General features: G+C 73.6%; 7 protein-coding genes. All 7 read left to right on the top strand.

Features of this window, described 5'->3' with window-relative positions; genetic code table 11:
- Positions 1-181 precede the first annotated feature (181 nt).
- The 7 genes from AB0C38_RS28445 (at position 182) to AB0C38_RS28475 (ending at position 15,402) form a co-directional block, all read left to right on the top strand.
- Complete coding sequence (locus AB0C38_RS28445; RefSeq protein WP_360678815.1) at positions 182-2,176, top strand: MMPL family transporter; 1,995 nt, start codon at positions 182-184, stop codon at positions 2,174-2,176.
- Entirely contained in the window at positions 2,173-3,570 is a 1,398-nt protein-coding gene (locus tag AB0C38_RS28450) for an MFS transporter (protein ID WP_360678818.1), read from the top strand. The genes AB0C38_RS28445 and AB0C38_RS28450 overlap by 4 nt, the downstream gene beginning before the upstream one ends.
- 92 nt (positions 3,571-3,662) lie before the next feature.
- Positions 3,663-5,393, top strand: a complete 1,731-nt coding sequence (locus AB0C38_RS28455; protein WP_360678820.1) for a fatty acyl-AMP ligase — start codon at positions 3,663-3,665, stop codon at positions 5,391-5,393.
- Complete coding sequence (locus AB0C38_RS28460; RefSeq protein ID WP_360678823.1) at positions 5,390-11,599, top strand: beta-ketoacyl synthase N-terminal-like domain-containing protein; 6,210 nt, start codon at positions 5,390-5,392, stop codon at positions 11,597-11,599. The genes AB0C38_RS28455 and AB0C38_RS28460 overlap by 4 nt, the downstream gene beginning before the upstream one ends.
- Positions 11,599-13,176 (top strand): acyl-CoA carboxylase subunit beta, encoded by a 1,578-nt coding sequence (locus tag AB0C38_RS28465; protein ID WP_360678826.1) that lies wholly within the window; start codon positions 11,599-11,601, stop codon positions 13,174-13,176. The genes AB0C38_RS28460 and AB0C38_RS28465 overlap by 1 nt, the downstream gene beginning before the upstream one ends.
- 11 nt (positions 13,177-13,187) lie before the next feature.
- The gene (locus AB0C38_RS28470) at positions 13,188-14,156 is read left to right on the top strand and encodes an alpha/beta hydrolase family protein (protein WP_360678829.1); all 969 of its coding nucleotides are present in this window, start codon (positions 13,188-13,190) and stop codon (positions 14,154-14,156) included.
- Between the two features lie 31 nt (positions 14,157-14,187).
- On the top strand, positions 14,188-15,402 hold the full coding sequence (locus tag AB0C38_RS28475) for a lipase family protein (RefSeq protein WP_360678831.1): 1,215 nt from the start codon (positions 14,188-14,190) through the stop codon (positions 15,400-15,402).
- Positions 15,403-15,409: the final 7 nt, after the last annotated feature.

Genomic DNA, 15,409 nt, shown 5'->3' on the forward strand with positions numbered 1-15,409 from the left:
CACGGAAACGAGATTGGCAACCGCCGGATCCGGTTCTGTCATGTGGAGACCAACGGACCCGCGCGGTTTTGTCACCCGTTCGACAAACGGCGGAACACTCACGGGCGCAAGGGTTTCCGGAATACGATTTGTGAGCCGGATCCGTATCTTCGCGGCCCTTTCCGTAGTTAGCGTGATCACCATGACGGCCGTCGTTTCGTGGTGCTTCCGCTGGTCCGGCGTGGTCGTCGCGCTGTGGCTCGCGGCGCTGGCCGGGCTCGTCGCCGTCGTGCTGCACACCGGCGCGGACTTCCGCGACACGGTCGACCTGCCCGCCGCGGACAGCAGCGCCGCGGCCCGTCTGCTGCACAGCACCGGCACCGAGGAACGCGTCGTCGTCCGCGCGCCGGACGGCTCGATCGACTCGGGCACCGGCCGGGCCCGGCTCGCTGCCTTCTCCGCGCGGCTGGCGGCGTTGCCGCACGTCGTGGCCGTCGGCCCGCTGCCCGGCCAGGTGTCGGACGACCACCGGACGGCGGTCCTGCCGGTCCGGTTCGACGCGCCGGCCGCCGACCTCGGCCAGGGCACGGCGGACGCCTTCGCGGCCGTCGTCCGCGACGCCGGCGACCTGACCGCCGGGGCGTCGGGGGAGCTCGCCGCGATGACGGCGGCCGCGCCGGACCTGGGCAACGCCGGGATCGGCCTGCTCGCCGCCGCCGTCGTGCTGCTGGTGACGTTCCGCTCGGCGGCGTGCGTCCTGCTCCCGGTCCTCACCGCGTCGGTGCCGGTCGGCTGCGCGCTGGCCGTCGTCTCGCTGGTGTCGCACGTCATGACCGTCCCGAAGATCAGCACCGAGATCGCCGCGCTGCTGGGCCTCGGGGTCGGCGTCGACTACGCGCTGTTCGTGCTCACGCGCTACCGGCAGGGCCGCCGGGAAGGTGCGGAACCCGCGGCCGCGCTGGCGGTCGCGGCGGCGACGTCGGGCCGCAGCGTGGTCTTCGCCGGGATCACCGTGTGCGTCTCGCTGGCCGGCATGCTGACCGTCGGCCTGCCGTTCCTCGACGGGATCGCCGTCGCGGCCGCGGTTTCCGTGCTGCTCACCGCGTGCGCCGCGCTCACCCTGCTGCCCGCGTTGCTGCGGCCGGTGGCCGCCCGGATGCGGATCCCGGCCGAGGGCAGCGGCCGCCGGTGGGCCCGGCTCGCGCGGGCGGTGACCGGGCGGCCGGGCCCGTGGACGCTCGCCGCGCTGCTGGTCGTGGCCGTGCTCGCACTGCCGATGACCGGGCTGCGGCTCGGGGTGCCGGACGCCGCCCTCGACCCGCCCGGCAGCGTCACGCGGACGGCCGCCGAGCTGCTGACCGACGGGTTCGGCCCGGGTGCCGGTGCTCCGCTGCTGGTGGTGGGCACGGGCGACCCGTCGCTGGGCACCCTCCGCGAGGCGCTGCTCGCCCGGGCCGACATCGGGCCGCCCGCAACGACCCCGGGCGGTGGCTGGCTGCTCACGGTCATCCCGCACACCGCCCCCGACGATCCGGCCACCGGCGAGCTGCTGACCTGGACCCGGGCGATGGCCACGACCGTCGGCGGCCCGGACGCGCACGTCGGCGGGCTCGTCGCGGCCCGGGCCGACTTCTCCGCGGCCATCACCGCGCGGCTCCCGCTGTTCCTCTTCAGCGTCGTCGGCATCTCGGTGCTGCTGCTCGCCTGGGTGTTCCGCAGCGTGCTGATCCCGCTGACGGCGGCGGTGATGAACCTGCTGACCGCGGCCGCGACGACCGGCGCCGTCGTGTTCGCCTTCGGCGGCCCGATCGAGCCGTACCTGCCGGTGTTCCTGTTCGCCGGGCTGTTCGGCCTGTCGATGGACTACGAGGTCTTCCTCATCGCGCGCATCCAGGAGGTGTGGCGCCGCCGCGGCGACACGCGGGCCGCGGTCGTCGACGGTGTCGCGGCGACCGGCCGGACCATCACCGCGGCCGCGCTGATCATGGCGCTGGTGTTCGTGGCGTTCGCCTTCGTGGACGCCCGCGTCGTGCGGGAAGCCGGGGTGGGGCTGACCGTCGCGGTGCTGCTCGACGCCGTCGTCGTCCGATGCGTGCTGGTCCCGGCGGTGATGGCGTGGTTCGGCGAAGCCAACTGGTGGTTCCCGCGGCGGTCACGCGCGCCGGCCGCCCGCGAGCTGGTGGGGAGCGCGCGATGACCCGGCGGACCCTGGTGCTGATCGCGCTCGGCGCGTTCGTCACGACCCTGGACAACACGATCGTCGCGGCCGGCGCGCCCTCGATCGCCCGCGACCTCGGGCTGGACCTCGGGACGCTGCAGTGGGTCGCGCTCGGCTACATGCTCCCGTTCGCCGGTCTGCTCCTGGTGGCGGGCACCCTGATCGACCGCTGGGGACGACGTCCGACATTGCTGGCCGGGCTGCTCGCGTTCGGGATCGGCGCGGCCGCCGGCGGGCTGGCCGGTTCGGTGGGCCTGCTCGTCGCCGCCCGGGTGCTGCAGGGCGCGGCCGCCGCGTTCCTGGTGCCCGGCCTGCTGAGCCTGCTGCGGACGAACCTCGACGCGCGGGGCCGGACGCTCGGCGCCGCCGTGTGGACGGCGTGCCTGGCCGCCGCGCTGGCGCTGGGCCCGGCGCTCGGCGGGCTGTTGAGCGAATACCTCGGCTGGGCCTGGATCTTCTTCGTCAACCTCCCGTTCGTGGCGGCGATGCTCGTCCTGCTGCCGTCGACCGTTCCGGGCGGGCGGGACCCGACCGGCCCGCGCCCGCCCGCCGGCGCGATGGTCGTCGTGACGGCGAGCCTGGTCCTGCTCACCGCGGCGCTCGTCTCGTGGGGTGACGACCCGCGGACCGGGGTCGCGCTGCTGATCGCCGGTGTCGCGCTCGGGGCGGGGTTCGTGCTCCGGGAGCGGCGGACGCGGGACCGGCTGGTGCCGGCCGACCTGACCGGAAACCGGGTGTTCGCCGGCTCGCTGGCCGTGCAGGTGCTGTGGGGCCTCGGGATCTCGGGCATCGTGTTCTTCACCCCCTTGCTGCACCAGGAGTTCCTCGGCCTCGACCCGGTCCGGGCCGGGTTGCCGCTGGCGCTGGTCGCGATCGCGGTGGTGGCCGCGACGCCGCTGGTCCCGGCGGCGGTGACCCGGTTCGGTCCGCATCGGACGGTCGCGGCCGGGCTCGCCGTGGTCGCCTGCGGCCTGCTCGCCCTCGCCGTCGTGAACCACGTTCCGGCGGTGCTGCCGCGGGTGCCCGGGCTGGTGCTGATCGGGGCCGGCTCGGCGTTCACGACGCCGTTGACTTCGCACGCGCTGGACGTCGTGGCGGAACGGCGGTCCGGCGTGGCTTCCGGGCTGCTCACGGCGTCCCGCGAGCTGTCGAGCGCACTGGGCGTCGCGTTGATCGGCGCCGTCCTGACCACGGTCCGGGCGGGACGGCTCGGCACGGGTGCGACGCCGGGAGTAGCGCTGTCGGCGGGATACACCGCCGGCCTCCTCGCCGCGGCCGGGCTCACGCTCGTCGGTGCGCTGCTTGCGGTGCGCGTGTTGCGGAGCCGGTCCGCCACTACCTCGTCCCCGCGTGACAAACGCGCGGTGCCGTAATCCGTGTGCCGGTGAGTATCGGAAATCGTTTGTTTGACAACCGCCGGGAAGCAGCTATTCACTGCGCCGGTAAACGCTATCTGCGAGGAGCCATGGAAACCATTTCCCAGCCGGTTCCCGTCATCGGGGAAACCGCCGACGACCGTGCATCGCTCGCGACCCTGCTGGGCCGGTGGGCCCGGGTGCTCGGCGACGAGGTCGCCGTGACCCACCTGGACCACCGCGGCAGCGCGGACGGCCGGGCGGTCACGCTCACCTGGCGCGAGCTCGACGAGCGCGTCGGCACGGTTGCCGCGCGGTTGAGCGGAACCGCGCTCCCGGGCGAGCGGGCGGCGGTGCTCGCCGGGCAGTCGGCCGACTACGTCGTCGCGTTCCTCGGCGCGCTCCGGGCGGGGCTGGTCGCCGTGCCGCTGTTCGCTCCCGGCCTGCCCGGGCACGCGGGCCGGCTGGCCGCGACGCTCGCCGACTGCGCGCCGCAGATCGTGCTCACCACGACCGGGGACATCGACGCGGTCCACGCCTTCCTCGCCGAATCGGAGGCGCGGCCGGACGTGGTCGCCGTCGACGCGCTGGCCCCGGCCGAACCGCGGGAATGGCCTTCGCCGGACCCCGACGCGCCGGCGTACCTGCAGTACACGTCGGGTTCCACCCGCTCGCCCGCCGGTGTCGTGCTGACCCACCGCAACGTCCTGGCCAATGCCCGCCAGGCGTGCACCGCCTTCGGCGTCGAAAGCCGGACCACTTCGACGGTCAGCTGGCTCCCCCTCTTCCACGACATGGGCCTGATCCTCGGCATCGGCGCGCCGATGGTCGGCGGCATGGCGTCGGCGCTGATGGACCCGCTGGCGTTCCTCGAACAGCCGTCGCGGTGGCTGCGCGCGCTTTCGGCCAGCCCCGGTGCGATCAGCGCGGCGCCCAACTTCGCTTACGCCTACTGCGCTTCCCGCGTGTCCGAGGCCGAGAAGAGCTACCTGGAACTGAGCCGGGTCGTCTCGCTGATCAACGGCAGCGAGCCGGTGCTGCCGGCCACGATCGCGAAGTTCCAGGACGCCTTCGCCGAATGCGGGCTGCGGCCCGAGGTCCACCGGTCGGCCTACGGCCTGGCCGAGGCCACCGTGTTCGTCTCCGTGTCCGGCGCCGGAAAACCGGCCCGGCAGGTCACGTTCGACCGGGATCGGCTCGCCGCCGGGTTCGCGGTGCCGGCCGGGTCCGGTTCGACCCTCGTTTCGTGCGGTCACCCGGCCGGGCAGCGGGTGCGGATCGCCGACCCCGCCACCGGCGAACCCCTCGAGCCCGGGGCGGTCGGCGAGATCCGGGTCAGCGGCCCGAACGTCGGCCGCGGCTACTGGGGCCGGGACTCGTCGGCCACGTTCGGCTTGCCGCCGCTCGACCCGGACATCGGCGAAGGCTGGCTGGCGACCGGGGACCTCGGCGTTTTCTTCGACGGCGAGCTGTACGTCACCGGCCGGCTGAAGGACCTGGTCGTCGTCGACGGCCGCAACCACTACCCGCAGGACGTCGAGCAGACGGTGGAGGCGCACGCGGGCGTCCGGCCGCACTCGGCCGCGGTCTTCGCCGTCGCCACCGGCGACGGGGAAGCGGCGGTCGTCGCGCTGGAACGGGCCAAGAACTCCGACGCCGTCGTCGCCGAGGTGGTGGCGGCGCTGCGGGCGGCGGTGTCGGCCGGGCACGGGTTGCGCCTGCACGACGTCGTGGTCCTGGCGCCGGGGGAGGTGCCCCGGACGTCCAGCGGCAAGATCAGCCGGGCGCACTGCCGGGCGTCCTACCTGGACGGTTCGCTGGCCGGACGGCGGCTCGGATGACCACGACGGACGCGGTGCGCGCGTGGCTCCTCGCCCGGCTCGGTCCGGTGGACCCCGACCGGCCGCTGCAGGAGACCGGACTGTCCTCGCGGGACGCGACGGCCCTCGCGGCCGATCTCGGGCAGTTCGTCGGTCGTCCGCTGGACGCGACGCTCGTCTGGCAGTACCCGACGATCAGCGCGTTGTCGTCGTACCTGTCCACAGGGGACACTTCCTCGGTCTCGCCGCGGGAGCTTCCGGTGGAGGAACCGATCGCGGTCATCGGCCTCGGCTGCCGGCTGCCCGGCGGGATCGACTCGCCGGAGGCGTTCTGGCGGTTCCTCGACTCCGGGGGAGACGGCATCGGTGACGTCCCCGAGGGCCGCTGGGAGACGTTCGCACCCGCTGCGGAGCTCGCCGGTTTGCCGGTGCGGGGCGGGTTCCTCGACGACGTCACCGGGTTCGACGCGGAGTTCTTCGGCATCACGCCCCGCGAGGCCGCGGCGATGGACCCGCAGCAGCGGATCCTCCTGGAGGTCGCGTGGGCGGCGCTGGAGCACGCCGGGATCCCGCCGTCCGGGTTGCGCGGCAGCCGGACCGGCGTGTTCGTCGGGCTGTCGGCCACCGAATACGGCTCCCTGACGATGACCGACGTCGCGGGCGTCGACGTCTGGTCGGGAACCGGCGCCGCGGCGAGCATCGCCGCCAACCGGCTGTCGTACCTGCTCGACCTGCGCGGGCCGAGCCTGACGCTCGACACGGCGTGCTCGTCGTCGCTGGTCGCGGTGCACCAGGCGGTGCAGAGCCTGCGCCGCGGCGAGAGCGAGCTCGCGCTGGCCGCCGGGGTGAACGTGCTGCTGTCGCCGGGCATCACCGCGAGCTTCCACCGCGCCGGGGTGCTGGCCGCGGACGGTCACTGCAAGCCGTTCGACGCGGGCGCCGACGGCATCGCGCGCGGCGAGGGGTGCGGGGTGGTCGTGCTGAAGCCGTTGCGGGCGGCCCGCCGGGCGGGCGACCGGGTGCTGGCGGTGCTGCGCGGCAGCGCGGTGAACTCCGACGGCCGGTCCAACGGCATCACGGCGCCGAATCCGTTGGCCCAGGCTGACTTGCTGCGGTCGGCTTACGCTTCTTCCGGTGTCGACCCGTCCTCTGTGGACTATGTCGAGGCGCACGGGACGGGCACGCCGTTGGGCGATCCGCTGGAGACCGGTGCGCTGGCGGCGGTACTGGGGCGTGCTGCTGACCGTCCGCTGCTGCTGGGGTCGGTGAAGAGCAACCTGGGCCACCTCGAAGGGGCGGCGGGCATCGCGGGGCTGGTGAAGGTGGTGCTGGCGATGACGCACCGGCGGCTGCCGCCGAGCCTGCACTTCCGGGAGCCGAACCCGCACATCGACTTCACCGGCCTGCGGGTGGTGACGGAGGGCAGGGACTGGCCGCGCTATTCGGGCACGGCGCGGGCCGGGGTGTCGGCATTCGGATTCGGCGGGACGAACGCGCACGTGGTGGTCGAGGAGTGGCCGGCGGCGTCGTTCCCGGTGCGGGTGGCCGACGCTTCGGGGCCGGAGGTGTTCGCGCTTTCGGCCCGGTCGGCGGAGGTGCTGCGGGCGCGGGCGGGTGAGCTGGCGGACTGGCTCGAGACTTCGGAGGTACCGCTGGGCGCGGTGGCCTCGACGCTGGCCCACCGGCGCGAGCACCTGCCGGTCCGTGGGGCGGTGGTGGGGGAGAGCCGCGCCGAGGTGGTGGCGGGGTTGCGTGAGCTGGCCGTGGGCCGCGGCCTCACCGACGAATCGGCATCCGATGCCGGGGTGGTCTTCGTCTTCTCCGGCTATGGCTCCCAATGGTCCGGCATGGGCCGCCTGCTCATCCGGTCCGAACCCGCCTTCCGCGCCGAGGTCGAGGCGCTCGATCCCTTCTTCCGCGCCGAAACCGGGTCGTCCCTGGACGACCTCCTCGGCCGCGAACCCGGTGACCTCGCCACCACCCAGCTCACCCTCTTCGGCATGCAGCTCGCCCTGGCCGGGCTCTGGCGCGCCCACGGTGTCACCCCCGCCGCCGTCCTGGGCCACTCCATGGGCGAGGTCGCCGCGGCCGTCGTCGCCGGGGCGCTCGATGTCGCCGATGGCCTGCGCGTCATGGCCACCCGGGCCCGGCTGCTCTCGGAGCTCGACCAGAGCGGGGACGGCGCGATGGCCGTGGTCGAACTCTCGCCCGCCGAGCTCGCGAAGTTCCCCGAAATCACCGTCGCCGTCTATGCGTCGCCCACCCAGTGCACGGTCAGCGGTGCCGCGGACCAGGTCGACGCCCTCGTCGAGCACGCCGAACGCCTGGGCCGGCTCGCCCGGCGGCTCGCGGTCGGCGGGGCCGGGCACTCCGCCGCCGTCGACGCCGTGCTCGGCCGCTTCCGGGCCGACCTCGAAATTCAGCCCAAGGAACCGGAGATCCCCTGCTACACCACCGTTCTCGACGATCCGAAGGAGACACCCGCCTTCGACGTCGAGTACTGGGCGGCGAACCTGCGCCGTCCGGTGCGGTTCAGCCAGGCCCTCGCCGCCGCGGCGGCGGACGGCCACGCCGTGTTCGTCGAAGTGTCCCCGCACCCGGTCGCCCTCGCCGCCGTCGAACAGACCACGGGTGAGCAAGCCCTGCCGTCGGCGAGCCGCCGGATCGACGAACGGACCGCGTTCCTCACCAGCCTCGCCCGGCTGCACGTCGGCGGCCGCCCCGGTGCGCTGGCCGCCCGGCCTCGGACCGCGGCGGTCGACCTGCCGGGCCCGGTCTGGCGGCACGAGCGGTTCTGGCCGAAGCGCCGGGCGCGGGTCCACGGCGGTCACCCGCTGCTGGGCGTCCACATCGAGCACCCGGACGGCCACCTGTGGCGCGCCGACGTCGGCGTGGAGACGCTGCCGTGGCTCGCCGACCACACCGTGCGGGGGACGCCGGTGTTCCCCGCCACCGGCTTCCTCGAACTCGCGCTCGCCGCCGGGCGAACCGGGCGGATCCGCGACCTCGAGCTGCGGGAAGTCCTCCCGCTCGACGACCACACCGACGTGACGACCAGCCTCACCGGCACCGAGTTCAGCGTCCACGCGAAGTCCGCGCAGGGCGAGTGGGTCCGCCACGCCACGGCCCGGATCGAGACCGGTGGCACGCCGTCGGCGCCGTTCGGCGAAGCCACCGGCGAGCCCCTGGATCTGTACCGCGTCCTGACCGAGCTGGGGCAGGACTACGGCCCGGCCTTCCGCGGTCTGCGTCGCGTGACCGCCGCTGACGGAAAAGCGTCGGCGTCGATCGCCCTGCCTGACGCCGATCACCCCGCCTACCTGCTGCATCCCGCCCGCGCCGATGCCTGCCTGCACGCGCTCGCCGCGGCCGTCGGGGACGCGGACGCCCTCTACCTGCCGCTCACGATCGGCGAGGTGGTGCTCGCCGGCGAACCGCGCCGCGGCGTGCGCGTGGACGCCGTCCTCACCTCGAAAGACCCCTCCGGCGACGGCCTGCTCGGCAGCGTCCAGCTCGTCGACGCCGACGACGTCGTCCTGGTGGAGTTCCGCGACGTCTACTGCCGCCGCTTCCGGGACGCGGCCTTGGACCGGCTGCTGTTCGAGGCGGTCTGGCAGCCCGCCGACCTGCCCGCCGCGCCGGAACGGGCCGGCCGCTGGATCGTGCTGTCCGAAGAGGATGGTGACCTCGTCAGCGCCCTTCTCGGTGACCGGGCCGCCCTTGCGAAACTGCTGAGCGACGGCGAAACGAGCGCGGTTCTGGTCCTGCTCGGCGGCGAGACCACGCCGGATCCCGGGCGGGCCGCGCGGCTGGTCGGGACCCTGTCCGGGGTCGTCGCCGAACTGGCCGAACTGCCCGCACCGCCACGGTTGTGGCTGGTCACGACCGGGGCACAGAGCGTCGAGGCCGGTGAGCACGGCGCCCCCGACCTGGCCGCGCTGCGCGGATTCGTGCGCGTGCTCGCCTTCGAACACCCGGAGCTGCGCGTGAGCGCGGTCGACTTCGACGCCGGCCCCGACCCCGCCCGCCTGTGGGTCGGCCAGCTGCGCGACGAGGTCCACGCGGACGGGCCGGACGACGAGGTCGCCTGGCGCGAAGGCGTCCGGCACGTGCGGCGACTGGTCCGGCCCGAGCCGGGGGACGCGGTGCGCGAGCCGGTCCGCGACGGCGCCTACGTCATCACCGGCGGACTCGGCGGCCTCGGCCTGGTCGCGGCCAAGTGGCTGGCCGGACGCGGCGCGACGCGGGTGGTGCTCAACAGCCGCCGCGCCGCGCCCGCACCGGACCTGGGGATCGACGTCCGCGTCGTCGCCGGCGACATCGCCGAGCCCGGCACGGCCGAGGCGCTGGTCGCGTCGGCCGTCGAAGGTGGCGTGCCGCTGCGCGGGGTGCTGCACGCCGCGGGTGTGCTGGCCGACGGCGCGGCGATCAGTCTGGACGCGGGCGCGCTCGACACCGTCTGGCGGCCGAAGGCGCTGGGCGCGTGGCGGCTGCACGAGGCGACCGCCGGGCTCGACCTCGACTGGTGGCTCGTGTACTCGTCGGCGGCCGCGCTGTTCGGCTCACCCGGCCAGGCCGCGTACGCCACGGCGAACGCGTGGGCCGACGCCCTGGTCGCGTGGCGCCGGGCCCACGGCCTCCCGGCGGCGACGATCGGGTGGGGCGCCTGGGGCGAGGTCGGCGCCGCGGCCGGGTCACGCAACCCGGTGCTCGAACCGCTGGGTACCGAGGAAGCGCTGTCGGCGCTGGACGTCGTTCTCGCGCGCGACCGCGCGGCGACCGGTGTCGCCCGTGTCGACGCCGCGACGGTGCTGGAGCTGTTCCCGCGGCTGGCCGACCGGCCGTTCTTCGGGTTGTTCGCGCCGCGGACCGGACCGTCCACTTGGGACGGCTTGGAGGCTCTGCGCACCGGCTCGCCGGAAGCCGCGCGCAGGGCGATCGCCGACCACCTGGCCGGACTCATCGCGGGGCTGCTGGGCTACGCCGAGGTCGAGCGGGACGTCCCGCTCACCCGGCTCGGCCTCGACTCGCTGTCGGCGATGCGTGCGCGGGGCGCGGTGGAACGCGACTTCGGCCTGCCGCTGCCGATCCCGCTGCTCCTGCGCGGCGCCAGCCTGGCCGAGCTCGCCGGCCACCTCGCCGAGCAGGCCGGCTTCGGACCGGCGGAAGCCGAGCCTGTCACGGCCGGGCCGCGTGACCCCGCCGAGCGATGGGTCGCCCGCCACTGGCGGGCCGAGCTGGGCGGCCCGGAACCCGGCGTGCACGACGACTTCTTCGCCGCGGGCGGTGATCCCGAGCACGCGCGGCGGCTGCGGGCGCTGTTCGCGGAGCAGCTGGGCGCCGTGCCCGCCGTGGAGCGGCTGTTCGCGACGCCGACCGTCGCCGCGATGGCGGACCTGCTGCGCGCGGAGCTCGAAGGACACGGCGGCGGCCCGGTGCGGCTGCTGCGCGACGGCGTCGGCGAGCCGGTGTTCCTGTTCCACCCGGCCGGCGGCCCGACGAGCGTGTACCGCGAGCTCGTCCGGCTGCTGCCGGAGGGGCACCCGGTGTACGGGTTCGAGCGGATCGACGACGAGGACACGGTCGAGGCCAAGGCCGCGTGCTACGTCGAGCTGATCCGGGAGATCCAGCCGCAGGGCCCGTACCGGCTGGGCGGGTGGTCGTTCGGCGGCTGCCTGGCGTACGAGACGGCCCGGCGGCTGGACGGACCGGTCGACCTCGTGGTCCTGATCGACACGATCCTGCCGCTGCCGGCGCCCGGGAAGCCGGCCGACCTGCTGCTGGACCGCTTCGACCGGTTCGCCGAGCACGTCTCGCGGACCTACGGGGTGCCGTTCGCGATCCCGCGCGACGTCCTGGCCGGGCTGGACGAGCACGCGCAGATCCGCTGGGTGATGGACAGCCTCGCCGACCAGGTCCCGGACTTGGGCGCGGGCGTCCTGCGTCACCAGTACGAGTCCTATGTGGACGCGCGGGTGGCCGAACGGTACACGCCGGAGCGCTACGACGGCCGGGTGCTGCTGCTGCGGGCCCAGGACCCGCACCCCTTGACGACCGCATTGGACCCGCGCTACCTGCGCACGGACGACACGTTGGGCTGGGACGAGTTCTGTCCCGGCCTCGAGGTGGCCCGCGTGCCGGGCGACCACGTGTCGATGATCGACCCACCGCACGTGACCGCGCTGGCGGCGGAACTGGCGGCCCGGCTCGGAGTGGGGGTGCGGTGATGGACGAACTCACGCCGACGACGGCGTTCCGGATCGCCGACCTGGAGGCGCGTCAGGACGAAGCCGTCCGGATCGCCGAAAAGCGGGCCGTCGACCGGCAGCACGCCAAAGGCAAGCTCACCGCCCGCGAACGGATCGGGCTGCTGCTCGACCCCGGCTCCTTCGTCGAGCTCGACCAGTTCGCGCGGCACCGGTGCGCCGAGTTCGGGATGGACGCCAACCGGCCCTACGGGGACGGCGTCGTCACCGGGCACGGGACCGTCGACGGGCGGCAGATCTGCGTCTTCTCGCAGGACTTCACCGTCTTCGGCGGCAGCATGGGCGAAGTCTCCGGCGAGAAGGTCCTCAAGGTGATGGACCTGGCCATGGCGCTCGGCTGCCCGGTCGTCGGGATCAACGACTCCGGCGGCGCGCGCATCCAGGAAGGCGTCGTCTCGCTGGCCTACTACGCCGAGCTGGGCCGGCGCAACGCGCACGCGTCCGGGGTGATCCCGCAGATCTCGATGATCATGGGCCCGTGCGCCGGCGGTGCCGTCTACACGCCGGCCATCACCGACTTCACCGTGATGGTCGACGAAACCTCGCACATGTTCGTCACCGGGCCGGACGTCGTGCACGCCGTCACCGGGGAACGGGTCACCGCGCAGGAGCTCGGCGGCGCGGCCGTGCAGAGCGAGGTCGCCGGCAACGCCCACTACCGGGCCGCCGACGAGCAGGACGCGATCGAGTGGGTGCAGACGCTCCTGGCCTACCTGCCCGCCAACAACCTCGACCCGGCCCCGGAGTACGCCGACGACACCAGCGCCGGCGTCACCCCCGCCGACCTCGAGCTCGACCGGCTGGTGCCCGACTCGCCGAACCAGACCTACGACATGGCCGAGCTGATCGCCGCGCTGGTCGACGACGGCGAGTTCACCGAGGTGCACAGCGCCTTCGCGGCCAACATGATCTGCGCGTTCGGCCGGGTCCAGGGCCGCACGGTCGGCGTCGTGGCGAACCAGCCGCGTCACCAGGCCGGCGTCCTCGACATCGACGCGTCGGAGAAGGCCGCGCGGTTCGTGCGCTTCTGCGACGCCTTCTCGATCCCCCTGGTGACCTTGGCCGACGTCCCCGGCTACCTGCCGGGCACCGAGCAGGAACGCGGCGGCATCATCCGCCGCGGCGCCAAGCTGATCTACGCCTACTCCGAAGCCACCGTGCCGAAGGTGACGGTGGTGGTCCGCAAGGCCTACGGCGGCGGCTACGCGGTGATGGGCTCCAAGCACCTCGGCGCCGACGTGTCCCTGGCCTGGCCGACCGCCGAGATCGCGGTGATGGGCGCGGAAGGCGCGGTGCAGGTGCTCTACCGGCGCGAGCTGGCCGAGCTCCCGCCGGAGCGGCGGGCCGCGGCGCGAAGGCGGCTCACCGAGGAGTACCGCAAGCGCCACACCGGCCCGTACCTGGCCGCCGAGCGTGGCTACGTCGACCAGGTCGTGACGCCGTCGCAGACCCGGCTGCAGGTCGCGCGCGCCCTGCGGACCCTGCGCACCAAACGCCACACCTTGCCGGCCAAGAAACACGGAAACATCCCCCTGTGAAGGAGACTTCGATGAGAGCCACCCTGCTGATGCTGGCCGTCGTGGTCCTGCTCGCCAGTGGCGTCACGGCCGCCCAGGCGAGCCCGGTCGTGGCCGACGACGGCGCGAAAGTCGTCCAGGAGACCTGGCTCGACGCCCGGACCGTCGACCTGAAGATCGATTCCCCCGCCCTCGGCACCACCGGGATGGTCCGGCTGATCGTGCCGACCGGCTGGGCCGCGCAGCCCACGCGGACGTGGCCGGTGCTGTTCCTGCTGCACGGCTGCTGCGAGCCCGTCGACTACAAGTCGTGGGACCAGTTCACCGACGTCAAGGCGTTCACCGCGAACAAGGACGCTCTCGTCGTGATGCCGACGGACGGGCCGGCCGGGATGTACACGAAGTGGTGGAACTTCGGGTTGTCGAGCAAGCCCGACTGGGACACGTTCCACACCGCGGAGGTGCGCCAGATCGTCGAACGCGGGTACCACGGCGGCACGCGCCGGGCGATCGCCGGGCTGTCGATCGGCGGCTACGGCGCGTTCGCGTACGCCTTCCAGCACAAGGGGATGTTCGCCGCGGCGGCGTCCTACAGCGGCGTGCCGAACACGCTCTTCCCGGGCATCCCGGTCTGGATCGCCGGCATCCTGGCCCGCGCCGGGATCTTCAACTACCTCAACCTCTGGGGCGACTCCTTCGGGATGCAGCCGATCTGGTCGGCGCGCAACCCCTACGACCACATCCAGGACCTGCGCGGCATGGCGCTCTACCTCTCCTGCGGCAACGGGCAGACCGGGCCGCTCGACCCACCCGGGCAGTCCGACGTGCTGGAGCCGTCGGCATTGCTGTCGTCGCAGAGTTTCACCGACAAGCTGCGGCAGGCCGGCATCCCGGCGACCGTCGACTACTACGGGCCCGGCACCCACAGCTGGCCGTACTGGCAGCGGGCCCTGCACAACTCGTGGCCGGTGCTCGCCGGCGCGCTCGGCCTCCCCGCCTGAGCGTCTCTCCCTTTCCCCGATGGAGGTTGTGGTGAAGTCTGTCCCCGTGCGACGCGTGCTGTCGGCGCTCCTGGGCGTCTCCCTGGCGGCGCTGGGCGTCGTGGCCGCGAGCCCACCCGCCGGCGCGGTCGCGGCGCCGATCCTGCCCGGCCCGTTCGACGACTCGTTCTACACCCCGCCGTCGCCGCTGCCGGCCGGCAAGCCCGGTGACGTCCTGCGCTGGCGCCCGTCGGTGCCGCTGCTGAACGCCGCCAACGCCGACGCCTGGCAGGTCATGTACCTCTCGACCAACGCGCAGGGCCGGCCGGACGCGGTGACCGGGACCATCCTGGTGCCCAAGGGCAAGGACCCGGCGCAGGCACCGATCGTCGGCTACGCCGTCGGCACGCAGGGGCCGGCGTTCAAGTGCACGGCGTCCAAGGCGATGGAGCGCGGCACGCTCTACGACCAGCCCGCGATCAACGACTCGCTCTCCAGCGGCTACGCCGTCGCGGTGACCGACTACGAGGGCTACTCGCCGGCGACCGTGCCGACCTACATCACCGGGCAGTCCATGGGGCCCGCTGTGATCGACTCGGTGCGGGCGGCGCAGAACCTGCCCTCCGCACGGTTGGCGAAGTCCGCGAAGGTGATCTTCCAGGGGTACTCGCAGGGCGGCGGCGGATCGATGTGGGCGGGGGAGAAGCAGCCCACGTACGCGCCGGAGCTGAACGTGGTGGGCGTCGTCGCGGGCGGGGTGCCGGCCGATCTGACGGAGGTCGCGAAGGGCTTGGACGGCTACATCGGCTTCGGGTTCCTGGCGTTTGCCGCGATCGGACTGGACGCCGCTTATCCGGATCTGAAGCTCGACTCCTACCTCAACGACACGGGTCGTCAGCAATTGGGCGACGCGAAGAAGAACGCCTGTGTCGCGGAACTATTGCTCAATTACTCGTTCAAGAAGATCAGCGACTACACGACGACGAACCCGCTGGGCACGCCGCAGTGGCAGGCGCGGCTGGCGCAGAACAAGCTCGGCGCGAACCCGCCGCGGGTGCCGGTGTTCCAGTACCACGCGGGCACCGACGAGATCGTCAACACGCCACAGGCCGAGACTCTGCACCGCGCCTACTGCGCGGCCGGGGTCCGGGAACAGTGGCAGACCTACATTTCCGACCACGCCACGGGCATTCTCGCCGGGAACGCGGACGCGCACCAGTGGATCGTCAAGCGGTTCAGCGGGGCGCAGGCGCCGTCGAACTGCTGAGCCGACG

The sequence above is a fragment of the Amycolatopsis sp. NPDC048633 genome (assembly GCF_040650695.1).
Classification (GTDB): Bacteria; Actinomycetota; Actinomycetes; order Mycobacteriales; family Pseudonocardiaceae; genus Amycolatopsis.